The sequence below is a fragment of the Actinacidiphila bryophytorum genome, assembly GCF_016916835.1.
Classification (GTDB): domain Bacteria; phylum Actinomycetota; class Actinomycetes; order Streptomycetales; family Streptomycetaceae; genus Actinacidiphila; species Actinacidiphila bryophytorum.
The window spans coordinates 20,588-42,451 of record NZ_JAFFIX010000024.1 but is presented as its reverse complement, the minus strand read 5'-3'; the positions used below and the strand labels follow the sequence as shown (position 1 = coordinate 42,451).

At 73.6% G+C, this 21,864-nt stretch carries 26 protein-coding genes and 1 riboswitch; of the genes, 9 read left to right on the top strand and 17 right to left on the bottom strand.

What is annotated here, in order from left to right; genetic code table 11:
* Nucleotides 1–15 precede the first annotated feature (15 nt).
* Both JT723_RS27730 and JT723_RS27725 read right to left on the bottom strand, forming a co-directional pair.
* Nucleotides 16–954, bottom strand: a complete 939-nt coding sequence (locus tag JT723_RS27730) for a LysR family transcriptional regulator (protein WP_205047551.1) — start codon at nucleotides 952–954, stop codon at nucleotides 16–18.
* A 73-nt stretch (nucleotides 955–1,027) separates the two neighbouring features.
* On the bottom strand, nucleotides 1,028–2,032 hold the full coding sequence (locus tag JT723_RS27725) for an AraC family transcriptional regulator (RefSeq protein ID WP_205047550.1): 1,005 nt from the start codon (nucleotides 2,030–2,032) through the stop codon (nucleotides 1,028–1,030).
* Nucleotides 2,033–2,194: 162 nt separating this feature from the next.
* Between JT723_RS27725 and JT723_RS27720 the strand changes: the two genes are divergently transcribed.
* Both JT723_RS27720 and JT723_RS27715 read left to right on the top strand, forming a co-directional pair.
* Nucleotides 2,195–2,701, top strand: a complete 507-nt coding sequence (locus tag JT723_RS27720) for an anthrone oxygenase family protein (protein ID WP_205047549.1) — start codon at nucleotides 2,195–2,197, stop codon at nucleotides 2,699–2,701.
* A 31-nt stretch (nucleotides 2,702–2,732) separates the two neighbouring features.
* Nucleotides 2,733–2,817: riboswitch (ZMP/ZTP riboswitch) on the top strand.
* A gap of 62 nt (nucleotides 2,818–2,879) precedes the next feature.
* Nucleotides 2,880–4,037: a phosphoribosylaminoimidazolecarboxamide formyltransferase gene (locus JT723_RS27715; protein ID WP_205047548.1), complete on the top strand. Its 1,158-nt coding sequence runs from the start codon at nucleotides 2,880–2,882 to the stop codon at nucleotides 4,035–4,037.
* 24 nt (nucleotides 4,038–4,061) lie between these two features.
* Here the strand turns inward: JT723_RS27715 and JT723_RS27710 are convergent, their stop codons facing one another.
* Both JT723_RS27710 and JT723_RS27705 read right to left on the bottom strand, forming a co-directional pair.
* Complete coding sequence (locus JT723_RS27710; RefSeq protein ID WP_251513471.1) at nucleotides 4,062–4,874, bottom strand: crotonase/enoyl-CoA hydratase family protein; 813 nt, start codon at nucleotides 4,872–4,874, stop codon at nucleotides 4,062–4,064.
* Nucleotides 4,875–4,923: 49 nt separating this feature from the next.
* Nucleotides 4,924–5,496 (bottom strand): helix-turn-helix domain-containing protein, encoded by a 573-nt coding sequence (locus tag JT723_RS27705; RefSeq protein WP_205047546.1) that lies wholly within the window; start codon nucleotides 5,494–5,496, stop codon nucleotides 4,924–4,926.
* 141 nt (nucleotides 5,497–5,637) lie between these two features.
* On the opposite strand from JT723_RS27705, the gene JT723_RS27700 reads away from it, so the two are divergent.
* From JT723_RS27700 to JT723_RS27690, 3 genes are all read left to right on the top strand, one after another.
* On the top strand, nucleotides 5,638–6,333 hold the full coding sequence (locus JT723_RS27700) for an AzlC family ABC transporter permease (protein WP_443608269.1): 696 nt from the start codon (nucleotides 5,638–5,640) through the stop codon (nucleotides 6,331–6,333).
* The gene (locus JT723_RS27695; RefSeq protein WP_205047544.1) at nucleotides 6,330–6,653 is read left to right on the top strand and encodes an AzlD domain-containing protein; all 324 of its coding nucleotides are present in this window, start codon (nucleotides 6,330–6,332) and stop codon (nucleotides 6,651–6,653) included. Before JT723_RS27700 ends, JT723_RS27695 begins: the two co-directional genes overlap by 4 nt.
* 147 nt (nucleotides 6,654–6,800) lie before the next feature.
* Entirely contained in the window at nucleotides 6,801–7,898 is a 1,098-nt protein-coding gene (locus JT723_RS27690; protein ID WP_251513473.1) for a phosphatidylinositol-specific phospholipase C domain-containing protein, read from the top strand.
* Nucleotides 7,899–8,010: 112 nt separating this feature from the next.
* On the opposite strand, the gene JT723_RS27685 is transcribed toward JT723_RS27690, so the two are convergent.
* The 7 genes from JT723_RS27685 to JT723_RS27655 all read right to left on the bottom strand — a co-directional run bounded on the left by JT723_RS27685 (nucleotide 8,011) and on the right by JT723_RS27655 (nucleotide 13,917).
* Entirely contained in the window at nucleotides 8,011–8,403 is a 393-nt protein-coding gene (locus tag JT723_RS27685; RefSeq protein ID WP_205047543.1) for a nuclear transport factor 2 family protein, read from the bottom strand.
* 359 nt (nucleotides 8,404–8,762) lie between these two features.
* Nucleotides 8,763–9,689 (bottom strand): L,D-transpeptidase family protein, encoded by a 927-nt coding sequence (locus JT723_RS27680; protein ID WP_205047542.1) that lies wholly within the window; start codon nucleotides 9,687–9,689, stop codon nucleotides 8,763–8,765.
* A gap of 123 nt (nucleotides 9,690–9,812) precedes the next feature.
* Nucleotides 9,813–10,505: an alpha/beta fold hydrolase gene (locus tag JT723_RS27675; protein WP_205047541.1), complete on the bottom strand. Its 693-nt coding sequence runs from the start codon at nucleotides 10,503–10,505 to the stop codon at nucleotides 9,813–9,815.
* A gap of 198 nt (nucleotides 10,506–10,703) precedes the next feature.
* Nucleotides 10,704–11,432, bottom strand: coding sequence for an SRPBCC family protein (locus JT723_RS27670; RefSeq protein ID WP_205047540.1), 729 nt, complete (start codon nucleotides 11,430–11,432; stop codon nucleotides 10,704–10,706).
* A gap of 73 nt (nucleotides 11,433–11,505) precedes the next feature.
* Complete coding sequence (locus JT723_RS27665) at nucleotides 11,506–12,156, bottom strand: ArsR/SmtB family transcription factor (protein ID WP_205047539.1); 651 nt, start codon at nucleotides 12,154–12,156, stop codon at nucleotides 11,506–11,508.
* Between the two features lie 96 nt (nucleotides 12,157–12,252).
* Nucleotides 12,253–12,999 (bottom strand): Mut7-C RNAse domain-containing protein, encoded by a 747-nt coding sequence (locus tag JT723_RS27660; protein ID WP_205047538.1) that lies wholly within the window; start codon nucleotides 12,997–12,999, stop codon nucleotides 12,253–12,255.
* Between the two features lie 99 nt (nucleotides 13,000–13,098).
* Nucleotides 13,099–13,917 carry an exodeoxyribonuclease III gene (locus tag JT723_RS27655; protein WP_205047537.1) on the bottom strand — a complete coding sequence of 273 codons (819 nt, stop codon included), beginning with the start codon at nucleotides 13,915–13,917 and terminating at the stop codon, nucleotides 13,099–13,101.
* Between the two features lie 92 nt (nucleotides 13,918–14,009).
* On the opposite strand from JT723_RS27655, the gene JT723_RS27650 reads away from it, so the two are divergent.
* The gene (locus JT723_RS27650) at nucleotides 14,010–14,501 is read left to right on the top strand and encodes a GNAT family N-acetyltransferase (RefSeq protein ID WP_251513476.1); all 492 of its coding nucleotides are present in this window, start codon (nucleotides 14,010–14,012) and stop codon (nucleotides 14,499–14,501) included.
* 41 nt (nucleotides 14,502–14,542) lie between these two features.
* On the opposite strand, the gene JT723_RS27645 is transcribed toward JT723_RS27650, so the two are convergent.
* The 3 genes from JT723_RS27645 to JT723_RS27635 form a co-directional block, all read right to left on the bottom strand.
* Complete coding sequence (locus tag JT723_RS27645) at nucleotides 14,543–14,776, bottom strand: lipopolysaccharide assembly protein LapA domain-containing protein (protein ID WP_205047536.1); 234 nt, start codon at nucleotides 14,774–14,776, stop codon at nucleotides 14,543–14,545.
* A gap of 114 nt (nucleotides 14,777–14,890) precedes the next feature.
* A complete protein-coding gene (locus JT723_RS27640; RefSeq protein ID WP_307794031.1) occupies nucleotides 14,891–16,123 on the bottom strand; it encodes a M14 family zinc carboxypeptidase in 1,233 nt (410 codons plus the stop codon).
* A gap of 289 nt (nucleotides 16,124–16,412) precedes the next feature.
* A complete protein-coding gene (locus JT723_RS27635) occupies nucleotides 16,413–16,649 on the bottom strand; it encodes a hypothetical protein (protein ID WP_205047534.1) in 237 nt (78 codons plus the stop codon).
* Between the two features lie 111 nt (nucleotides 16,650–16,760).
* On the opposite strand from JT723_RS27635, the gene JT723_RS27630 reads away from it, so the two are divergent.
* Nucleotides 16,761–17,660, top strand: coding sequence for an alpha/beta fold hydrolase (locus tag JT723_RS27630; protein ID WP_205047533.1), 900 nt, complete (start codon nucleotides 16,761–16,763; stop codon nucleotides 17,658–17,660).
* On the opposite strand, the gene JT723_RS35490 is transcribed toward JT723_RS27630, so the two are convergent.
* From JT723_RS35490 to JT723_RS27620, 3 genes are read right to left on the bottom strand one after another with little or no spacing between them, the layout of a single operon-like run.
* Entirely contained in the window at nucleotides 17,602–18,327 is a 726-nt protein-coding gene (locus JT723_RS35490) for a class I SAM-dependent methyltransferase (RefSeq protein WP_307864025.1), read from the bottom strand. The two genes, JT723_RS27630 and JT723_RS35490, sit on opposite strands and share 59 nt — an antisense overlap.
* 5 nt (nucleotides 18,328–18,332) lie before the next feature.
* Nucleotides 18,333–19,004 carry a TIGR04282 family arsenosugar biosynthesis glycosyltransferase gene (locus JT723_RS35485; RefSeq protein ID WP_240166284.1) on the bottom strand — a complete coding sequence of 224 codons (672 nt, stop codon included), beginning with the start codon at nucleotides 19,002–19,004 and terminating at the stop codon, nucleotides 18,333–18,335.
* Complete coding sequence (locus JT723_RS27620) at nucleotides 19,001–19,786, bottom strand: glycosyltransferase family 2 protein (RefSeq protein WP_205047617.1); 786 nt, start codon at nucleotides 19,784–19,786, stop codon at nucleotides 19,001–19,003. Before JT723_RS27620 ends, JT723_RS35485 begins: the two co-directional genes overlap by 4 nt.
* A 130-nt stretch (nucleotides 19,787–19,916) precedes the next feature.
* On the opposite strand from JT723_RS27620, the gene JT723_RS27615 reads away from it, so the two are divergent.
* A complete protein-coding gene (locus tag JT723_RS27615; RefSeq protein ID WP_205047532.1) occupies nucleotides 19,917–20,651 on the top strand; it encodes a response regulator transcription factor in 735 nt (244 codons plus the stop codon).
* The gene (locus tag JT723_RS27610; RefSeq protein ID WP_205047531.1) at nucleotides 20,644–21,777 is read left to right on the top strand and encodes a sensor histidine kinase; all 1,134 of its coding nucleotides are present in this window, start codon (nucleotides 20,644–20,646) and stop codon (nucleotides 21,775–21,777) included. The genes JT723_RS27615 and JT723_RS27610 overlap by 8 nt, the downstream gene beginning before the upstream one ends.
* Nucleotides 21,778–21,864: the final 87 nt, after the last annotated feature.

Below are 21,864 nucleotides of genomic sequence, written 5' to 3'. Positions count from 1 at the left end.
CACGTCCATCGAAACTTACTGAACAGAACTTTCAGTTGAGCTGTACAGTGGATCCAGGTCCGCCGCCTGCCGCAGCGCGTCCAGCGTCCTGCGCAGCAGCGGCGCGTCCTGCCCCCCGCCGCGCACCGCCCCGACGATCCGGCGCCGCGGCCGGTCGGCGTCGAGTGCCCGCACCACCACCTCCTGCCGCAGGCCGCCCGCGGTCGCCATCCGCGGCACCAGCGCGATCCCCATCCCTGCCGCGACCAGCGAGAAGATGGCCGGCCAGTCGGCCGCCGCGTGCGCCTGCTCCGGCACGAAACCGGCGTCGGCGCAGGCCGCGAGCGTCAGGTCGCGCCACGGTCCCCGGCTGCCGAAGATCCACGGCTCCTCGGCCAGCTGCGCGAGCCGCAGCCCGGGCGCCGCAGCCAGCTGGTGGCCGGGCGGCAGCGCGATGTCGAGCGGGTCGGTGAGCAGCGGGAAGAGGACGAAGCGCGGGTCCCCGGCGGTCGGCGCGTCGACGGCGAGGGACAGCGCCAGGTCGACGTCTCCCGCCGCCAGCCGCTCGTATGCCTCCGCGGCCTCGGCCTCCCGCACCGACACCGTGATGCCCGGGGCGCTGCGCCGCAGCAGCGCGGCGGCCGGCACCACGAGCCGGGTGATGGCGGTGGCGATGGTCCCGATCCGCACCACACCCGCCTCGCCCTGCGCCCAGCCGTCGATCTCGGCGCCTGCGCGTTCGAGCTGTGCGAAGACGATCTCGGAGTGCCGCAGCAGCACATGGGCGGCACCCGTGAGCCGGACGCCGCGGCCGCGCGCCTCGATGACAGGTGTGCCGACCTGCTTTGACAGTGCGGCCAGTTGCTGCGACACCGCCGAAGGGGTCATCCGCAGCGCCGCTGCCGCCGCGGTGACGGTTCCCGTGTCGTGCAGGGCGCGCAGAATCTGCAGTTTGCGGAGATCCCAGTCCTTCATGCAGCCAGCCTAAACATTCCACGCCGGAATGTTCTGCCAGATGCAGCGAACACCCCTGCCGGACGGAGCGCGCCTACGAAGCCGCGGCAGTACGCTCCCTGTGCTGCTGCGGGCTGACACCGCGGACGCGTTTGAAGGCCGCGCTGAGCGCGAAGGGGCTGCCGTAGCCGACCCTGCGGGCGACGGAGGCGATGGTGGCGTCCGGTTCGCGCAGCAGGTCGGCGGCCAGGGCGAGCCGCCAGCCGGTCAGGTACGCCATCGGCGGCTCACCGACCAGGTCGGTGAAGCGGCGGCCGAGCGCCGCGCGCGACACACCGGTCCTGGCGGCGAGATCCGCGACGGTCCAGGGGTGGGCGGGGTCGTTGTGCAGCAACCGCAGCGCGGGTCCCACGACCGGGTCGCTCTGTGCGGCGTACCAGGCGGGGGCGCCGGCCTCGGGCCGGGCGAACCAGGTCCGCAGCACCGCGATGAGCAGCAGGTCGAGAAGCCGGTCGAGCACCACTTCCTGGCCCGGCTCGTCGCGGACGATCTCCTCCCCCAGCAGCGCGGGCAGCGGGCTGGACCATTCGTCCCCCGCCATCACCAGCACCTGCGGCAGCGCCGACAGCAGCCGGCTGCTGATCTCGCCGCGCATCTGGTAGGTGCCGCTGATCATCACCGCGGACTGCGGCGGCTCCCCCGCCGCCGGGCTCCCGGCACCGTCCGACCCGCCCGAGCCGTCGACACCGCCAGGGTCGTCACCCCAGGTCCGCACGCCCAGGTCCATCTGCTCGCACAGCTCGTTGCCTTCGGTGTCGGTCGAGACCTGGCCGGGCCTGATGACGATCTGCGGTTCCGTCTGCGGGTCGCCTGCGACGACGTACGGCTCGGGGCCGCGGATCACCGCGATGTCGCCGGGCCGCAGGTGGCGCGCCTGCCCGTCGTCGGTCCTGATCCAGGCGTCGCCCCTGACCATGTGCACCAAGGTGAGCGGCGCGAGGTCGGCGATCCTGACCGACCAGGGCGGGGTGAGGACGGACCGCAGCAGGAAGGCGCCGCGCGCCCGCGGGCCGTCGAGGAGGGTGGCCAGTGCGTCCATGGCCACAGCCTAGGTCTGGACGCCCGCGTATGGGGATGAGCTTCTCGGCGATGGCCGGGGCATGGGACGCGCGGATTCACTGAGGTCATGACGCAGAACACGCCGCTCGCCCCGTTCGCACCGGCCCCCGCCCCGTCCCGCCGCCCGACCCGAGGAGTTGCCATGAACGGCGACCTCCGCAGCCTGGTGCTGCTTGCCGCCACTCTCACCACCGGCCTGACGGCGGGGATCTACTTCGCCTTCTCCGTCGCCGTGATGCCCGGTCTGGCCAAGGCGGGCGACCGCACCTTCGTCGAGACCATGCAGCGGGTCAACGTGGCGATACTCAACGGGTGGTTCACGCTGGCCTTCGGCGGCGCCCTCGTGCTCGGCGTGGTCGCCGCGGTGCTGCACCGCGGCGGTGAGGGCAGGCCCGCGCTGCCGTGGATCATTGCGGGCGTCGTGCTCTACGTGACCTCGCTCGTGGTCACGATGGGCTTCAACGTGCCGCTCAACAACCGTCTGGCGGACGCGGGGGCGCCGTCCCGTATCCACGATCCCGCTGCGGTGCGGGCGCAGTTCGAGTCCGCGTGGGTGCACTGGAACATCGTGCGGACCCTGGTCGCGACCGGCGCGCTCGGCTGCCTGGCATGGGCGATGCGGGTGGCGGGCAGTACCGGCCGCATATGACGCCCGGTTGCCGGCCGGCTCCGCTAGAGTCGGTCGCGGTCGCGACTGGCGAGGGTGGGACACCACCGGGGAGCGGCCGACTGCATCCGTGAGCGTCGACCGCCTGGGCGCCTCTCGTCACCGCAGCCCGTCGACTCCGCCGTGCGGGGTCGCGGGCTCTGACCGAGGAGGCCAGGACGTGCAATTGCGCTACGGGACCAATCCCCAGCAGCACGTGGCAAGTGCCACGCCTGTGCAGGCGGGTGCATGGCCGCTCAAGGTGCTGGGCGGCGAACCGTCGTACATCAACCTGCTGGACGCGCTCAGCGGCTGGCAGTTGGTCAGAGACGCCGCGGAAGCGCTGGGGAGGCCCGCGGCGGCGTCCTTCAAGCATGTGTCGCCCGCCGGGGCCGCGCTCGCAGGACCGCTCGACCCCGCCACTGCCGCCCTCTACCGCGCCGACCCCCACGCCGGCCCGCTGACCAGCGCCTACGTACGCGCCAGGGACGCCGATCCGAAGTCGTCCTACGGGGACATCGCCGCCGTGTCGCACCCGGTGGACGAGGAGTTGGCGGCGCTGCTGGCGCATGTGGTGTGCGACGGCATCGTCGCCCCGGGCTATGCGCCCGGGACGGTCGCGGCGCTCACCCGGAAGAAGAAGGGCCGTTTCCTGGTCCTGGAGGCGGATCCCGGGTTCGTGCCGCCGCCCCAGGAGGACCGCGAGGTGCACGGGCTGCGCCTGACCCAGCAGCGCGACGACGTACCGCTGCACGCGTCGCTGCTGGAGGACGTGGTGTGCGGCGGGCCGCTGCCGCACGACGCCGTGGAGGACCTGCTGCTGGGGCTCGCCGTGGTGCGCTACACGCAGTCCAACTCGGTGTGCTACGTACGGGACGGGGTCACGCTCGGCATCGGCGCCGGGCAGCAGTCGCGGGTGGACTGCACACGGCTGGCGGGTGCCAAGGCCGACAGCTGGTGGCTGCGGCGGCATCCGGCGGTGGCGGCGCTGGACTTCGTACCGGGGACACGCCGTCAGGACCGCGTCAACTGGCAGGTCCGCTTCGTCGAGGGCGACATGACCGACGACGAGCGCAGGCGTTTCGGCCGCGCATTGGCCACGCCCGCCGACGTGCTGGGCCACGGGCAGCGCCAGGAGTGGGCCGCCGCTCTGACAGGCGTCGCCTTCGCCTCCGACGGCGCCCTGCCCTTCCGGGACAACGTGGACCACGCGGCCCGCCACGGTGTGCGCTGGATCGCCGAGCCGGGCGGCTCCATCCGCTCGGCTGACGTGGCGGAGGCCTGCCGCGAGTACGGCATCGCCCTGGCGCACACCAGGCTGCGGCTCTTCCGGCACTGAACGGGGTGGCGGGCGGGGCCGCGGTCAGCCGCCGAAGGCTCCGTGCCGTCCCTCGCCCGCGGCGAAGCGGGCGGCGCCCTGGGCCGCCTGGGCCAGCGAGATCCGGCCATGGGCCAACTCCACGGCCAAAGCCGCGTCTTCCGGCAGTCCCTGCTGTTCGAGCAGGGCGAGCCGGTCGTGCCGCAGGCAGGTCTGCGGGAAGGCGGCGATCTGCGCGGCCAGTTCCTCGGCGGCTGCGCGTGCGGTGCCGTCGGGCACGACCCGGTCGGCCAGGCCGATGGCCAGCGCCTCGGCCGCGCCGACCGGGCGGCCGGTGAGGACCAGGTCCATGGCGCGGCCCGCGCCGATCAGCCGCGGCAGCCGTACGGTGCCGCCGTCGATCAGCGGGACGCCCCAGCGGCGGCAGAAGACGCCGAGGACGGCGGACTCCTCCACGACCCGCAGGTCGCACCACAGGGCCAGTTCGAGACCGCCCGCCACGGCGTGGCCGGACACGGCCGCGACGACCGGTTTGCCGAGCCGCATCCTGGTCGGCCCCATGGGGCCGTCGCCATGGCTCGCGTTCGCGATGTCGGCGACGCGGTTGCCGCGCTCGGTGCCGATCGCCTTGAGGTCCGCGCCCGCGCAGAAGGTGCCGCCCTCGCCCCACAGGACCGCCACCGACGCCTCGTCGTCGGCGTCGAAGGCGCGGAAGGCGTCGGCGAGCGCCTGCGCGGTGGGGCCGTCCACGGCGTTGCGGGCCGCGGGGCGGGAGAGCACGACGGTGGTCACCGCGCCCTTGCGCTCGGTCCGCACGGACGGCCCGTGCCCTTCCGCAGGTCGGGGTGGTTGCGGCACGGCGGTGGCTCCTTCCGGTCGGCCGGTCGGCGGTGTTCTGATCAGCGGGTCAGCGGTGTTCTGAGACGAGGACCGCGAGGGTGTCCGGTTCGAGCGCCCTGAAGACATGGGAGACGTCGCCGGGATAGGTGACGTAGTCGCCGGGGGCGAGTTCGACCGGGTCCTCCGCGATGCCGACGAGCGCCCGCCCCGTGCTGAGCACGACGTGCTCGACGACCCCGGGCATGTGCGGGTCCGACTCGCGGGCGGCGCCGGGCTGCGCGGACACCAGGTAGATGTCGCGCCGGGTGTTGGGCGGGGACGAGGCGAGCAGCGTGGTCACGTAGTCGGCGCGCTCGGCGGCGAGGGCGGGGCCCTCGCCGGCCCTGATGACCTGCACCCGGGGGCGCGGTGGCTCCACGAGTTGGGCGAAGGGCACGTCGAGGGTGACGCTCAGCGCCCACAGCGTCTCCACGCTCGGGTTGCCCGTGCCGGACTCCAGCTGCGACAGCGTCGACTTGGCTATTCCCGCCCGCCGGGCGACCTCGGCCAGCGACAGGCCCGCACGGCGCCGTTCGCGCTGCAGCGAGGCGGCTATGACCGCGAGCGGCGGACCGCCGGGAGGGTTCTCGTCGTGTGCCACACCCGCTCCTTCGTTCGCTGGAGAAGTCCATGTGTTCGCCTTGACGAACGACTTCCTCGGTGTTCAGTATAGGCGGCGATGCGTTCGATATGGCGAACAGAGAAGCTCCCAACACGCAGTCTGTCGCGGGACATTGCGCTGGTGTGCGCGGCCGACGCCGTGGTCGGCGCCTCCTTCGGTGCGATCACGGTCGGACTCGGACTGCCGGTCTGGCTGCCGATGCTGATGTCGGCGGTGGTCTTCGCCGGGGCCGCGCAGTTCCTCTTCGTCGGCCTGGTCGCGGCCGGCGGCAACCCGATCGCCGCGGTCGCCGCCGGGCTGCTGGTGAACGCCCGTCATGTGCCCTTCGGGTTCGCGGTGGGCGACGCCCTCGGCACGGGGTGGCTGCGGCGGATCGCCGGCAGCCACCTGATGGTGGACGAGACGGTCGCCTTCGCGCTGGCGCAGACCGGGCCGGCGCGCCGGCACAAGGCCTACTGGCTGTGCGGAACGAGCCTCTTCCTCAGCTGGAACGCCGGTGTGGTGCTGGGCACCTACGGCGGGCGGGCGGTGGGCGACACCGACGCCCTCGGTCTCGACGCCGCCTTCCCCGCCGTGCTGCTCGCGCTGGTGCTGCCCAACCTGCGGCTCCCGCGGACCCGCTGGGCGGCCCTGGCAGGGACGGCGGTCGCACTGGCCACCACGCCCTTCCTGCCCGCGGGCCTGCCGGTGCTGCTCGCACTCGCCGGGGTCGCCGCAGCCGGCACCGGTAGTGCGGGCGCCGCCGCCGCCGACCCCGCACCCGACGACCGCGAAGGACACCCACGATCCGCCATGAGCAGCAAGGACTCCCGATGAGCAGCGGAACACAACTGCTGGCCGCCACCGCGGTGCTGGGCGCCGGCACCTACGCCTTCCGCCTCGCGGGACCCGTCCTGCGCTCCCGGGTGACCTTGCCGGCGCGGGCCGAACACCTGCTCACCGTCGCGGTGGTGGTGCTGCTGGCCGCGCTGGTGGCGACCTCGGCGCTGACCCAGGGCCACGGCTTCGCAGGACCGGCGCGGCCCGCGGGGGTCGCCGTCGGCGCGCTGTGCGCCTGGCGCAGGGCGCCCTTCCTCGTGGTGGTGCTCGCCGCCGCGGCGACCACCGCGGTCCTCCGGCTGCTCGGCGCCTCCTGAGCCCCGTCCGCCGGCCGGACGCGCGGCAATGTGGCCGAACTCGGAGGTGACAGCAGGAATGCAGGCCGTGTTACGTGTCATGTCTCCGTCGATTCACACGTGGACGTCACCGTCCTGACGGAGAGCCACCCCCACAGGAGGACACACGTGACCGGTCCGCTGACCCGCCGCCTTACGCTCCGCCCGCGCGCCACCGCGCGCACCGCTCTGCTCGGCGCGCTCGCCGCCTGCCTCGCCTTCACCGCCGCAGGCCCCGACGGCAGCGCCGCTGCCGCGGACACCGATGCGCTGCCGTTGTCCGGCACCACCATGTCCGGACTGCACAACACCTACGACCCCGCCGCGTTCAGCTACCTGGCGCAGGCGCTCGACTCGGGCACCTCGATGATCGAACTCGACGTGTGGGACGACTTCTTCACCCAGGAATGGAAGGTCAGCCACTCCAACCCGACCGGGAACGGCAACAACTGCGTCAACGCCTCCTCCCCCGACCAGCTCTACACCGGCGGGGCCAACAAGGACCTGGAGAGCTGCCTGGACGACGTCCGGGTCTGGCTCGGGGCGCGCCCCGGCCACGGTCCGCTGATCATCAAGCTGGAGATGAAGGCGGGCTTCCAGGCCAGCTTCGGGATGAGTCCGGCCAAGCTCGACCAGTCCATCAGCGCCCACCTGGGAAGCCTGGTGTTCAAGCCGAACGACCTGCTGAACAAGCCGGGCGGCGGGCAGTACGTCACCCTGGACGAGGCGGCGAACGCCGGCAACTGGCCGACGCGCGCACAGCTCGCGGGCAAGGTGCTGCTCGAGGTCATCCCCGGCACGGTCGAGGAGTCCAACCCCACCGACTCGCTGTGGACCGACCGCGAGTACGCGGGCTACCTGCGGGACCTGCACAGCCAGGGCAAGACCGCACAGGCCAACGTCTTCCCCTCGGTCCACAACGCGCAGGCGGGCGACCCCAGGACGCGTTACTCCGACACCTCGCTGCGGCCGTGGTTCGTGGCCTTCGACGGTGACGCCGCCACGTATCTGAACGGCAGCATCGACACGAGCTGGTACGACACCCACCACTACCTGCTCTTCATGACCGACTCGCAGAACGTGGCCCCCGCGCTGGACGACGTGAACCCCGCGCCCGCCGACGCCCAGGCCAGGGTCGCCCAGCTCGCCAAGGCGCACGCCACCGTGGCCTCCAACGACTGGAAGGGCCTGCCCCAGGTCCAGTCGATGGTGCTGCCGCGCGGCTGAGCCCGCACCCCGGCGGTCCGCCGCCCCCTGACAGCGCCCCGCGGTGGTCGGTCCGCCGCGGGGCGCACCGGCGGACCGCAGGCCCTGACCGACCACTGCCCTGGCGCCGCCGCTACGCCTCCGGGCCGGCCTGCCGGACACCCGTCGGGCTCAGGTGCACGGCGGCGAGCTTCCAGTCCGCCCCGTCCGCGACGATCATCTGGGTGACCCGGAAGTACCCGTCGGCGTCCCGCCCGTCGTAGATGCTCTGCTGGCCCTGCACGCCCACCGCGACCGCCGCCCGCCCGTGCCTGCGGACCGTGACCTCTTCCCAGGTGAAGGCATCGTGTATGAGCGCACCGGAGGCGTAGCGGTCGATCCACTGCTTCTTGTCCAGGACGAAGCCGTGCGGACCGACAGCCGTGAAGTCCTCGGTCAGCAGCGCGTCCAGCGCGGCGACGTCGCCCAGCCGCTCGGCCTCGGTCCAGCGCCGCCCGAAGTCGGCCAGTTCCTGGTCGTGGTCCATGCCGTTACCTCCGTTGCACCCCGGGAGTTGGCAACCCCTCCTGCCATCTAGACTCCCGGAACTGCCCGGATGTGACATCGACCTGCAGTAGGGCTTGTGTCTACTCCCGCGGTGAGCGCCGCCACCGGGACGGCGTACTCCCCCGGGAGTAACCGCCGCAGGGGCAAACTCGGTCACTGCACCTAGGCCGTGTTTTGGAAGTCCCGCCTGCCCCGCGACGCCTGGCACGCACGCTCGCTGCGTTGTCGGAGTCGTCCGAGTAGGCCCACTACGAGGACGACCCTCCGCCTTGCGATCGCACGCACCAGACGCCGCGGGGCCCGCCCTGTGGGCGGACGGCGCTACTTCCAAAACACGGCCTAGGCCGCCAGCGAGCCGCGGTCGCCCATGACGATCACCGGGTGGTCGGCGGGCTGCAGGGTGTGCAGCAGGTCGACCATGTGGGCCGCCGAGATGCTGACGCAGCCGTGGGTCGGGCCGCCGTGGTCCACATGCACCCAGATGCCGCCGCCGCGGCTCGCGCCCATCGGCTGCGTGCCGTCCAGCGGGGACGTGCCGGGCACCCGGTTGTAGTTGATCGCGATGACGTAGTCGAAGGCCTGGTCGAGGGGTTCGCCGTTGAAGCCGACGCCGCCCGCCCGGAATTTGGCGGAGTGGTGGTAGGGCAGCTTCGAGCCCGGGTCCGGGTCGAAGCCGCCGGCGTCGCTGAGCGTGAACACCCCGATCGGGCTGTGCAGATCGCCCACGCGGTGGCCGCCGGTCCAGCCGCGCAGGGCGTTGTGGGCCGGCCAGGCCGCGCCCGGCTGCCAGCTGCCGCTGCCGGTCCTGGTCCACAGGGTGACGACGGTGTCCGAGGAGTTCTTCGCCTTGCCCGAGGCGACCAGCACCTGCCGGGTGGCGGCGGGGATCTCGGAACGGGTCTTCGGGCCGAGACCGGCGATCGCCGCGACCGGGCCGCCGGGAGCCGTGGTCGGGCTCGCGCTCGCCGCTGCCGCACCGGGCACGGCGGCGGCCGACGCCCTCGGCGCGCCGTCCTTGCCGCGGTCGGCGGCGTCCGCGGTCGCGGCGTCGGAGTGCCGGGTCGCCACCGTGTAGCCGGCGCCCACCACCGCGAGCCCGGCCACGCCGACCACCGCCAGGACCTTCGCGCGCCGTCTGCGGCGGGGCCTGCGGTGCCGGTTGCCGCCCCGCGCGTCGGCGTCACGGCCGCCCAGGCCGTCGGCGTCGGAGCGAGGTGCGGGGACCGGTTGGCGGTCTGCGTATGCGTCGGACGGTGTGGCAGTCATCGCCACGATCCTCGCAAACCCCCGGTTCCCATCCGTCACCCAGCCCCCGCGGGCGCCCGTTTCATCCCGCACGTCCGCATTTCGTGTCGCCCGATGGGATGTCACGCGGCCCGCGCGGCGGCGTCACGCTTCCTTGAGCAGTTCCGCGGCCAGTTCGCGCGGGCGGCTCAGCGCCACCAGGTGCCCGCCCGGCACCGTCTCGACGTCGATACCGAGCCGTTCACGCACGACGTCCCGCTGGAACTCCAGCGGGAAGAAGCGGTCGTCGCGGCCCTGGAGGAAGCGGGTCGGCACCCTCGGCCAGGCCGCGAGCGGCCAGGGCTGGGCGAAGACCGCAGCCGGCGGCCCTGTCCGGGGGGCCGCCATCGCCTCCTTCGCCACCTCGGGCGGTACGTCGTGGAAGAAGTCGGTGAGGATGTCGAACTCGGCGCCGGCGGCGCGCCCCGTCGCCTCGGCATAGGCCGACCTGCCCGCGGCCTGCCCGGTGTTGTCCCACCACTCCCCCGCGGTCTCGCCGGGGAGCGGCACCATCGCGTTGACCAGGACGATGCTGTCGACCGGGACGCGGTCGCAGATCAGGGGGGCGGAGAAGCCGCCGAGCGACTGGGCGACCAGGACGATGCGCGCATCGGGCAGCGGCGCCGCCTGGTGCACGGCGGCGACGATCGCGTCGGCGAAGGCGTCGAGCCCGGCGGAGTCCTCGCCCGGCAGGTCCACGGTGACCACCGTGTGGCCGCGCTCGCGCAGCTCCGGTACGACCAGGTGCCAATACCAGGCGGAGCCGTCGGCGCCCGGCACGAGGATGTAGGTCGCCACGGCGTCAGCCCCCGGTGCGCGCAGCGCGCGTGCGCGCGGACTCAGGGCCGCCGGGCCGCCGGAGGGTGCCGGGCCTTCCCGGGACGCCCCGGGAAGGCCCGTGCGGGACGTGTGCGGACATACGTGCTCCCAACTCTCGGTGCCAATCTACGGGACGTGGCACGGTCGGAGCCGCAGGCCGCCGGGGGCGCCGGCAGGTCAGGCGTAGACCTTGCCGAGCCACGCGGTCCAGTCGGCGCCGATACGCTCCCCGTCCGCGCCCGCGGCGAAGTCGTGGACGGCCACGCCGACGGTCGCACCCCAGTGGTTTCGGCCGAAGAAGCGGTACATCGCGTCGCCGGTGCGCAGGCCGAAGAAGTACTCGTCGCGGTAGTCGACCACGGCCTGGACCCGTCCCGCGCCCGGCAGTTCGACGTCGACCGCGGCGCCCTCGGCCGCGCCTGCGGGCAGCCCGAGCGCCTGCCAGGACCGCTCCAGGGCGTCGGGGGTGCCGGAGGCGGCAGGCCCGATCACCGACGCGTAGGCGGCGGGGCGGCCGTTGAAGTGCTTCAGGTACTGGCCGAGGGTGTGCAGGTAGAAGTCGGTGTGGTGGTTGGCGCCGTCGTACTGGTTCTCCCAGTCGTCGACGAAGATCCCGCTGTGCACGTAGCGCACCCACGATCCGCCGCCCTCGCGGGACTCGATGAGGTGGTCGAGCTGGTTGAGGGTCTGGCCGTGCACTCCGTCGGGCATCTCGGCGCGCGCGGTCAGCCGGTGCGGCGGGTCCCACGCGGTGATGGTCGCACCGAAGGGCGCGGCACCGCCCTCCTTGGGCTCGTACTCGGAGGGCCACAGCCAGCCGGCGGTGCCGGAGGTGATGGCGGCGAAGACCTCCTCGGGGGTGGACTCGACCTCGAACTCGCGGACGATCTCGAACGGCTTCGGCATGGTGGGCCACTTCTCTCGGGATTCAGGGGTCTGGCAGGGGTTCAGGAACACGTGCGCGTATATACGTCGTGGTTCACGCCGGATCCTCGTCCGCGGGGGCGGCGGAGACCTCGGGGCGGGCCTGCGCCGCCTCGGCCGTCGTCTGCTTGACCGTGGGGTGCAGGGCGACGACGACCCGGTGCGGCCGACCGCCGACCGCGTCCTCGTCGTGGTATTTGGCGATCAGGGCGCTGACGCCGCGGGTCAGCTCCTCGACGAAGGCGGCGCGCTGCGCCGCCGAGGCGAAGCGCACCTCGCCGTCCAGCGCATAGGTGGCGATCCGCTTCCCTGCCCGGTCGGCGCCGGTGATCAGCGCACCGGTGTCCCGGACGAGCCGGGCGGCGAGTGCCAGCAGCCAGCGCGCGGACAGCTGGTCGCGGAAGCGGGCCGGGTCGGGCTGCACGGCGGCCAGCGCCAGCGGCGAGATGACGTACGACGCGGCTGTGGCGCGCATCAGCCGCTCGGTGACGTTGCCCTTGCGCCGCTCGCCGGCCAGCTCGACCAGGCCGTGCTTCTCCAGTGCCTTGAGGTGGTAGTTGACCTTCTGCCGGGGCAGGTCCACCCGTCCGGCCAGCATCGCCGCCGAGGCCGGCCCCGCGGCCAGCTCGGCGAGCAGCCTGGCCCGGATCGGGTCCAGCGACACGGCTGCCGCCTCGGCGTCCTCGATCACGCTCACGTCCAACATGTCTCCACCGTCTCACCGAAAACTTTTTTTGTCCAGCACAAAACTCTTTTCGGTGAACGCCGGCGGCGGCTCGGCGCCGGCGGCAAAGGGTGCGGGTCAGCCGCCGTCCGGCAGGCGGCGCTCCCCGTGGTCGCGCAGCGCCTGCTCCACCATCGCGGCAAGGCGGGTGTGGTGGGCGCCACGCCAGTACACGCGCCCGCAGCCGGTGCACTCGGCGAAGACGTCGTAGGTCCTGCGGGTCCCGTCGGCGAGCCGGTCCCTGACCGACTCCTTGTCCGCGTCCCTGAGCGGGCTGTTGCAGGCCACGCAGCGGGTCCAGGGCGCAAGCGCCGGCTCGAAGCGGCCCAGCACGTCCTGCAGTTGCTCCTCGGGGCGGTCGCTGTAGACGTAGCCGCCCGCCCACAGTTCGCGACGGCGCAGCAGGCCGCGGTCGCGGGAGAGCAGCACCCGGCGCTCCTTCGCCGAGAGCGCGGCCAGCGCCGGGTCGCCGATGTCCTCGCTCTCGTAGGCCGCGTCCACGCCGAGCAGCCGCAGCCGCCGCGCGAGCGTGCCCAGGTGCACGTCGAGCAGGAAGCGCAGCGGGGCGCCGGGCATCTGCTGCGGGCGCGTCACCGCGCGGACCTCCACGACCTCGCCCGCCGCCGGCACGTGCCCCGCGGGCACTTCGCGGCCGTCGACAACCAGACCGCCGACCTCGGTCAGCGGGATGCCGAGCGACTCGACGACATGGCCGAGCGAGGACGAGCCGTCGGTGGTCAGCGTGGTGGTGGCGGCACGGCGGTCGGCGGGGACGAACAGGCGCAGTTCCGCGGGGATCTTGACGGTTACTTCTGGTCGGGTCACGGCGTCACAATGCCAGGCGCGGGCGCGGCACGTATGCCGTTTTTTTCCGCTGCCATGCCGAGTCGCGAAGCGCGGGCTCCTGCTGCGTGCGACGCGCCGTCAGATGGTGTAGGTCACCGTGACCGGGGCGTGGTCGGACCAGCGCTCTGCATATGTGGCGGCGCGCTCCACCGCGGCGGTGGCCGCCGCGGCGCCGAGCTTGGGCGTGGCCATGTGGTAGTCGATCCGCCAGCCCGTGTCGTTGTCGAAGGCCTTGCCGCGGAAGGACCACCACGAGTACGGGCCCTCGACGCCCGGGTGCAGGCTGCGGACGACGTCGGTCCAGCCGGTGGCGGGGTCCAGGAGGTCGGTGAGCCAGGCGCGCTCCTCGGGCAGGAAGCCGGAGGACTTGCGGTTGCCGCGCCAGTTGCGCAGGTCGGCCTCCTGGTGGGCGATGTTCCAGTCGCCGCAGACCAGGGCGTGGCCGCCGGTGCGGGCGGCGCGTTCGTGCAGGGCGTCGAGGTGGGCGCGGAATTCCGCCATGAAGCGGTACTTGGCGTCCTGGCGCTCGGTCTCGGCTTCGCCGGTGGGCAGGTAGAGGCTGCCGACGGTGAGCCCGGCCGCGGTGCCCCCGACCGGCAGGTCGACCTCTATGTAGCGGCCTGAGGCGTCGTACTCCGCGGAGCCGAAGCCGACACGAACGGCGGTGGGCGCCGTCCTGGAGTAGATGGAGACGCCGGCGCGGCCCTTGGTGGCGGCGGGGGCGTGGTAGGCATGCCAGCCCTGGGGGTCGCGCAGTTCGTCGGGGAGTTGGTCGGGCTCCGCGCGGACTTCCTGCAGGCACACCACGTCGGCCGCGGTCGCCGCCAGCCAGGGCAGGAAGCCCTTCCTCCCGGCAGCCCGCAGTCCGTTCACGTTCACAGAGGTCACGGTCAGCACCCGGCGGACGATACCCGCAGCGGCACGGCGGCAGAAAGTCGTATCGCACATATGTGCGACATTTGGGGCCTGGGACCACGTAAGATGGCCGTGTGGAGATCAGAAGGACGCGCTACAACGAACCGGCCGCGGTCCGGCTCAACGACCTGGTGCAGATGGAGTACGTCGAGCGGTACGGCGACGGGGACGCCACCCCGATGGCCGCCGACAACTTCGACCCGCCGCACGGGCTGTACCTGGTGGCCTACGACGCCGACGGCCAGCCGGTCGCCAGCGGCGGGTGGCGGGCGCAGGACGCCTCGGACGAGGGGCACGAGGACGGGGACGCCGAGATCAAGCGGATGTTCGTCGTCAAGGAGGCCCGCGGCCGGGGCCTGGCCCGGGCGATCCTGGCGGAGCTGGAGGCCAGTGCTGCGGCTGCCGGGCGGACCCGCATGGTGCTGGAGACCGGCTCGCGGCAGCCCGAGGCGATCGCACTGTACGAGTCGTGCGGCTATGCGCCGGTGAAGAAGTTCGGCTACTACCGCCACGAGGAGCTGAGCATCTGCATGGGCAAGTCGCTGGTGGCCGTCCCGCAGCCCTGAGTTCCGCCGGGTTCTGCGCCTCCGCCCCTACCCCGACGCCCTCACCGCCTGCGGGAGCCGCGCAGGAAGCGCCCGCACAGCCAGCCGACGACGAAGGTGGCGAGCAGCGCGAGCCACAGCGGCATGGTGACCTCGGGCACCAGCAGCCGGATGCGGACGTCCTGGGTGTTCTCGAAGACGAAGACCAGTGCGAGCGCGCCGAGCACCAGGACGACGATCCTGCCCGGTGTCAGGCGTTCGCGCAGGCCGCTGCCGGCTGCTTTGTCGGAAGTCATGGCGCCCTCCAGCTGTCGGCTGCCGGTCCCCGTGCCGTTCATGATCCCCGGGAAGTGCCCGGGGCGCGTCTTGCTGCTGCTCCGCCCGGGTGAACGTGGAGGGCGCGGGGGCGGTCAGGCGTGCAGTTCCTCGTAGACGGCCATCACGCTGCGGGCCTGCTGCTCGACCTGGTCGGTGACCGGCACCCAGCGCGGGCGGTAGGCGCGCTCGTACGCCTCGCACCACCTGTCGACCAGCCGGGAGACCAGGGGGACGTCGGCGACCTGGCGGAGCATCGCGGCCGCGCGCAGTGGGATGCGCTGGGCGTAGACCTCGATGCTGTTCACCAGGGCGGTGGTCATGTCCGGCAGCGGCGCGGCCCCGGGCGCGCGGACGGCCGGGTCCCAGTCGGCGGTCAGTGCGGGGCCGAGCCCCACCAGTTCGCGTACGGTGCGCAGCAGAGCGCCGCCGTCCGTGCCCCTGATCTGCGGGCGTACGGCGTCCAGCAGCCGCGCCACGGTGGGCAGGTCGCGGCGCAGGGCGGCGCCCGCGGTGCGCAGCGCCCGGTCGGGGTCGGGGTGGGGTGTGGTGTCGGCGCTGCGGTCGCAGGCCCACATCGGGACCTCGACGACCGCGGTCACCCCGTGGTAACGCCTGGCGTGCACCCAGGTGGAGTGGGCGCCGTCGCCGGCCGCCGGGTCGCCGCAGGGTGGCATCACATAGACGCCGGGGCCGGGGCTCGGCCACTGGAAGGCGTCGGACGAGCCGCTCTCCAGTGGTATGTCCAGCTCCGCGGCGGACTTGCCGATGCGTTCCGGCACCCCCGGCACGTCACTGGTGAGCTGGACGAAGCTGCCGCCGATGTCGATGCCGTGCAGCGAGCACTGGAGCACCGGCCGCAGCACGTCAAGCACGCCGACCAGGGCGCGGGTCTCGGGCAGTGCGGGGCAGCGGGTGTCGCCTTCGTGCGGCAGCCACTCGGGCTGCTCCGCGGTGCAGGGCCGGAAGAAGTGCTCGTAGTGGTCCCGCAGGGTGTAGGGGCCGGACAGCCAGGGCTCGTTGAGGGCGGCGCCGTCCGGGTCGATACACAGCAGGAAGTGCCAGCTGCTGCCGTCGTCCTCGCCGCGCGCCCGCTGCCGGGCGATGCCGCGGGCCAGCCGCAGCGCCGTGGCGCCGCCCACGGCGGCCTCGTTGGCGTGCGGACCGGCCACCACCAGGACGTTGCGGGAGCCCTGGCCCACCGTCAGCATCAGCAGCGGGCGGCCCGCCCGCGATCTGCCCACCCTCCCCAGCCGGCAGATCTCCGGATAACTCAGGGTTAAAGCACGTGCACTCGCAGTAATCTCGTCGGTCGTCGGGTAGATCATCCCCGCCATCCTCGCCACCGCAATCCCCCCAGGAGCCCGGGCGCGGAAGGCCGGGCCGCATTACGACATCGAGTTCGATCCCGTTAGTACGACACGGCCGCCGCGGGGGTGTCAACGGTGCTACCGCGGCTTTTCCGCGGGCCGTTGCCGGCGCGGCGGCGGAGCCCCGCACCGCAGATCACACACGTCGCCGCGGCCCCGTGAGCGACCTCCTGGAGGGTGGCGCCGCGGACGCCCCACGGGCAGCGCGGGTCGCCGCGCAGCAGTACGTACACCGCCGTCGCAAGGATCAGGGCGGCTGCGACAGGCTCCGCCGCATCGTCGGCAGCACCAGCAGCAACTGGGCGAAGCGGCATACGCCGCCCAGCTCGTAGCCCTCCTCGTGCTGGTAGCCGGGAAGGTACCCCAGCACTCCGCCGCCCGAGGCGAGCACGTACGCCAGATGGGCGAGGGCGGTCTCCGCCAGGGCGGGCACGACGGCCCGCAGCGCCTCGCGCGGGCAGCGACGGAAAGCGCCCCGGGGCACCCGGGGCGGCGCACCGGCCCTCGATTTCTCATGGAAAGACAGCCATCTATCCGTTAGTCTCGGTAGTGGCGGCAACGAGCCGCGCTCTGCACCCGGGAGGCGTACGCGATCATGCCCGCACTGCAACTGCCGCGAGTGGCACACCGTTTCGTCGAGGTCGACGGGCTGCGGATCTTCTACCGCGAGGCGGGTCCCGACAGGGCGGACGCGCCCGTCCTGCTCCTGCTGCACGGCTTCCCGTCGGCCTCCCACCAATACCGCCGGCTCATCGACGCGCTCGGCGGCCACTACCGGGTCGTCGCACCCGACTACCCCGGTTTCGGGCACAGCGAGCTGCCCGCCGACGACGGCTGGACCTTCGACCGGCTCGCCGGCACCGTCGAGGGCTTCTGCCGGGTGCTCGGACTGGACCGCTTCACGCTCTACGCCTTCGACTTCGGCGCACCCGTCGGCTTCCGGCTGGCCACCAGGCACCCGGAGTGGATCGCGGGCCTGGTCGTGCAGAACGGCAACGCCTACGAGGAGGGGCTGAGTGAGATGGCCCGCGGCCTGGTCGCAGAGAACCCCGAGGACGAGACGTCACGGAAGCGGGTGGGCGCACTGCTGACCCTGGAGACGACCCGCGGACAGTACGAGGGCGGCACCGCGGACCCGGCCGCCGTCGCACCCGAAGGCTGGACGCTCGACCAGCACTTCCTCGACCTGCCGGGGCGGCACGGCATCCAGCTCGACCTGCTCTTCGACTACCGGAGCAATGTGGCGCTCTACCCGCAGTGGCAGGAGTGGCTGCGGCAGCACCGGCCGCCGCTGCTCGTGGTGTGGGGCACCGGGGACGCGTTCTTCACCGAGGCCGGCGCCAGGGCCTACGCCCGCGACGTGCCCGGCACCGAACTCCACCTCTTCGACACCGGGCACTTCGCACTGGAGGAGAAGGTCGGCGAGATCGCGCCGCTCATCGCTGACTTCCTCGACCGTACGTGGCAGGGGACGGCAGCAGCTGCCGGCCGCTGACCCGGCCCGCGGCGGCGCTCCCCAGTGCGAGGAAGCGCCGCCCGGCGGCCGACCACTCCTCCTCGACCACCCACCCCGTCGCGGCCGCCGCGGCGGCCAGCGCACCCGCCCCGAGCCTGGCCCACGGGAAGTCACCGCCGCGGCGCCCGTGCGCGTCCTCCACCCGTACGGTCAGCCGCTCGTCCACGTCGTAAGGCGCCGCCTCTGCGAGCAGCCGGCCACCCGGTGCCACGAGCCGGCGGACCCGGTGCAGAAGGGCGCACGGGTCGCCGCCGATGCCGATGTTGCCGTCGGCCAGCAGGGCCGTCCCCCACCTGCCCTCCGCGGGCAGCGGCTCGAACACGGACCGGCACAGCACGGGGCCGCCGGAACGCTGGGTGTGGGCGACGGCGGCAGGACTCACGTCGAGCCCCAGCACCGGCACGCCGTCCGCGGCCAGTTCCGCCACCAGCCGCCCGGGGCCGCACCCGATGTCCAGGACGGGACCGCGGCAGCGGTGCAGCAGCGTGCGGTCCGCCGCGTCCGGTGGCGCGCACCAGCGCTCCACGTCGAGCGGCAGCAGCCAGCCGTCCGTGCGGCGCAGGAACAGCGGTCCGCTACCGCGGGCGATTGCCCAGGCGTACGGGTCGGCGCTCCACCCGGTTTCCGCTGCGAGGGCAGCCGTCACCGCGGTCACCTGGCCTCCACGGCGAGGGCGGTGGGCGCCGGGACGGGCGCCCGCAACGTGCGGAAGGCGCGGGCGAAACGGGTGTGCGGGGCCAGACCGGCGACCTCCGCGGCGTCCGCGGGTGTGTCCACGTCCCGCAGCACGGGCAGGTCGCGCACCCGAAGGCCCGCTTCGGCCAGCCGCGCGCGCTGAACGGCGCCCGTGCGGTCCGTGCACATGGGCACGCCCCGCAGCAGCCCCGCGTGGGCCGGGTCGGCCAGGCCCAGCGCCCAGAAGCCGCCGTCCGCGGCCGGGCCGAACCACGCGTCGCAGCCGTCCCAGCCACCCGGGCCGAACGGGGCCGCCAGCAGCTCTGCGGTCACCTGCGGGGTGTCCATGCCCACCAGCAGCGCAGGACCCGCGCACCCCTCGAAGGCCGCGGCGAGCCGCACGTCGAGACCGCCCGCGACCTGCGGCACGACCTCGTAGCCCGGCGGAAGCCACGCCCCCGGCGCCCCGTCCAGCACGACCACGCGGCGCCCAGCGCCGACCGCGAGCCCCGCCGCCAGCGTGTCCCCCAGCGCCGCCTCGGCCAGCGCGGCCGCCTGCTCCGCCGAGAAAAGCGGCGTCAGCCGCGTCTTCACCCGCCCGGCGACCGGCGCCTTGGCGACGACGAGCAACACCGTTCCCCCGCTCATCGCGCCCCCTCCCCGCGTGTACCGGCAAGGGGTGCCCCTTGCCGCGGGGCCGTACGGGCCCGGTCGGACGCCGGGGGCGGGGATTCGGGCGGGTCCATGGGCGCCTGCGGCCCGGCGGGGCGGGGGGTGAGGAGGGGGGACATGTCGCGGACTGCCTGCCAGGTGCCGCGCCAGGTGCCGGTGACCTTGGAGCGGCCCAGGCGGGGGGCGTAGGGGACGTCGGTCTCCTGGACCCGCCAGCCGGCGTCAGCGGCGCGGACGACCATCTCCAGGGGGTAGCCGGAGCGGCGGTCGGTGAGGGCCAGGGACAGCAGGGCGGTGCGGCGGGCGGCACGCAGGGGGCCGAGGTCGTGCAGGGGGAGGCCGGTGCGGCGGCGGATGCGGCGGGCCAGTTCGAGGTTGGCGAGCCGGGCGTGCAGCGGCCAGGCGCCACGGGCGGTGGGTCTGCGGCGGCCCAGCACCAGGTCGGCGTCCCCCGCGAGCACCGGCGCCGCGAGCGACGGCAGCAGCGCGGGGTCGAGGGAGCCGTCGCAGTCGCAGAAGCAGACCAGGTCCGCGGTCGCGGCCAGCAACCCTGCGTGACAAGCGGCCCCGAAGCCCCGCCGCGGCTCGTGGACGACATGCGCGCCGAGGCCGGCGGCGATCCGCGCGGAACCGTCCGTCGAGCCGTTGTCCACCACCACCGCACGCCACCCCGGCGGGATGCGTGCCAGCACGCCGGGGAGTGCCGCGGCCTCGTCGAGGCAGGGCAGGACGACATCGGCGACAGCGGGGGGTGTCATGGTCACCCGCCTCACCCTACGAATCCAGGAGCGGCTGAGAAGGCGGCGGAACCTTACGAAACAGGGACGGCGGCCGCTGCGGGCCGCCGGTCCATGGTCACTGTCAGTGGTGGGTGCCAGACTCTCTTCCATGAGCACCGCATCCGTTTCCGTACCGCCGCCGCGCCGGCGGATCCTCGTCGTGGACGACGATCCGACCGTCGCCGAGGTCGTGGCGGGCTACCTCGACCGGGCAGGCTTCGCCGTCGACCGGGCCGCCGACGGCCCGACCGCCGTCGCCCGCGCGGCCGCCGCACGCCCCGATCTGGTCGTCCTCGACCTGATGCTGCCGGGCATGGACGGGCTGGAGGTGTGCCGCGCGATACGGGAGGACGGCCCGCTTCCCGTGGTGATGCTCACCGCACGCGGTGACGAGGACGACCGCATCCTCGGCCTGGAGGTCGGCGCGGACGACTACGTGACCAAGCCGTTCTCGCCGCGCGAGCTGGTGCTGCGGGTCGAGTCGGTGCTGCGCCGCGCCGGCGCCGCGCCCGCGCCCGGGCCGTGGCTGCGGTCGGGCACGCTCGCCCTCGACCCTGCCGCCCGCAGGGCGCTGCGGGACGGGACGGAAGTGCCGCTGACGATCCGCGAGTTCGACCTGCTGGCCTTCTTCCTGCGCCATCCCGGGCGGGTGCTGGGCCGCGAGGAGCTGATGCGGCGGGTGTGGGGCTGGGAGTTCGGCGACCTGTCGACGGTGACCGTCCACGTGCGGCGGCTGCGCGAGAAGATCGAGGACGACCCGGCAAGGCCCCGGCTGATCAGCACGGTGTGGGGTGTCGGTTACCGCTTCGACCCGGCGCCGGAGGGAGGTGCGGCCGATGAGTGACCTGCTGGTCATCGCCGCGTATGCCGCGGCCGGTGCGGCCGTCGTCGGACTGCTCGGCGCCGCCGCCCTGCGTCTGCTGCGCAACCGCTCGCTCGCGCTCTCCCTCGCCGTGGTCGTCGCCGTCGCCGTGTGCGCGATGCTCGCCGGGACACTGTCCGTGGCCTGGGCGATGTTCCTGTCGGAACACGACCTTGGCGTCGTCACCACCGTGTGCGCGATAGCGGCGGCCGTCTCCCTCGGGGTGGCGCTGCTGCTCGGCCGCACCGTGGTCGCCGGCAGCCGGGCGCTCACCGCCGCGGCCCGCGCGTTCGGCGACGGTGACGCCTTCGCCGCGCCCGCCGGCGCCCCGACGGCCGAACTGGCCGAGCTGGGACGGGAACTGGCCGCCACCAGTGCGAAGTTGGAGGCCTCCAGGGAGCGGGAGCGGGCGCTTGAGACATCCCGGCGCGAACTGGTCGCCTGGATCTCCCACGACCTGCGCACCCCGCTGGCCGGTCTGCGCGCCATGACCGAGGCGCTGGAGGACGGCATAGCGGAGGACCCCGGCCGCTACCACCGGCAGATCCGCGCCGAGGTCGACCGGCTCAGCGGGATGGTCGGCGACCTCTTCGAACTGTCCCGCATCCAGGCGGGGGTGCTGCCACTCAGCCCGTCCAGGATGTCGGTGTACGACCTGGTCGGCGACGCGATAGCCGGGGCGGATCCGCTCGCCGCCGAGCACGGGGTGCGGCTGGTCGGCGAACGGGTCGAGCGGATACCCGTCGAGGTCGACGGGCGGGAGATGACGCGGGTGCTGGCGAATCTGCTGACCAACGCGATTCACCGGACGCCGGCGGACGGCACGGTCGCGGTGTCCGCGCTGCGGGACACCGCGTCGGGGGCGGTCGTGGTGTCCGTCACCGACGGGTGCGGGGGGATTCCGGCGGCGGATCTTCCCCGTGTCTTCGACACGGGGTGGCGGGGAAGCGGGGCGCGGACGCCGCCGGCCGGGGCGGGGCTCGGGCTTGCGATCGTCCGCGGCATCGTCGAGGCGCACCACGGCCGGGCGGACGTTCGCAACGTCCCCGGCGGCTGCCGCTTCGAGGTCGTCCTCCCCCCGGCCACTCCCTTGCCTGGGGGGCTTTAGGGGGCCGCTCCCGCCCCCGGCCCGGCCTCCTCGGCCCCCGGCCACTCCCCACCTGCGGTGGGCTTGCCGCCCCGGCGCCACGTGAGG

Bases quoted from the DNA above. Each gene is read 5' to 3' on its own strand.
- JT723_RS27640 (WP_307794031.1), bottom strand. From the start codon at position 16,123: ATGATCTACCCGACGACCGACGAGATTACTGCGAGTGCACGTGCTTTA.
- JT723_RS35485 (WP_240166284.1), bottom strand. From the start codon at position 19,004: ATGAGCGGGGGAACGGTGTTGCTCGTCGTCGCCAAGGCGCCGGTCGCC.
- JT723_RS27685 (WP_205047543.1), bottom strand. From the start codon at position 8,403: ATGGACCACGACCAGGAACTGGCCGACTTCGGGCGGCGCTGGACCGAG.
- JT723_RS27665 (WP_205047539.1), bottom strand. From the start codon at position 12,156: ATGTTGGACGTGAGCGTGATCGAGGACGCCGAGGCGGCAGCCGTGTCG.
- JT723_RS27680 (WP_205047542.1), bottom strand. From the start codon at position 9,689: ATGACTGCCACACCGTCCGACGCATACGCAGACCGCCAACCGGTCCCC.
- JT723_RS27695 (WP_205047544.1), top strand. From the start codon at position 6,330: ATGAGCAGCGGAACACAACTGCTGGCCGCCACCGCGGTGCTGGGCGCC.
- JT723_RS27720 (WP_205047549.1), top strand. From the start codon at position 2,195: ATGAACGGCGACCTCCGCAGCCTGGTGCTGCTTGCCGCCACTCTCACC.
- JT723_RS27730 (WP_205047551.1), bottom strand. From the start codon at position 954: ATGAAGGACTGGGATCTCCGCAAACTGCAGATTCTGCGCGCCCTGCAC.
- JT723_RS27670 (WP_205047540.1), bottom strand. From the start codon at position 11,432: ATGCCGAAGCCGTTCGAGATCGTCCGCGAGTTCGAGGTCGAGTCCACC.
- JT723_RS27615 (WP_205047532.1), top strand. From the start codon at position 19,917: ATGAGCACCGCATCCGTTTCCGTACCGCCGCCGCGCCGGCGGATCCTC.
- JT723_RS27620 (WP_205047617.1), bottom strand. From the start codon at position 19,786: ATGACACCCCCCGCTGTCGCCGATGTCGTCCTGCCCTGCCTCGACGAG.
- JT723_RS27610 (WP_205047531.1), top strand. From the start codon at position 20,644: ATGAGTGACCTGCTGGTCATCGCCGCGTATGCCGCGGCCGGTGCGGCC.
- JT723_RS27725 (WP_205047550.1), bottom strand. From the start codon at position 2,032: ATGGACGCACTGGCCACCCTCCTCGACGGCCCGCGGGCGCGCGGCGCC.
- JT723_RS27645 (WP_205047536.1), bottom strand. From the start codon at position 14,776: ATGACTTCCGACAAAGCAGCCGGCAGCGGCCTGCGCGAACGCCTGACA.
- JT723_RS27630 (WP_205047533.1), top strand. From the start codon at position 16,761: ATGCCCGCACTGCAACTGCCGCGAGTGGCACACCGTTTCGTCGAGGTC.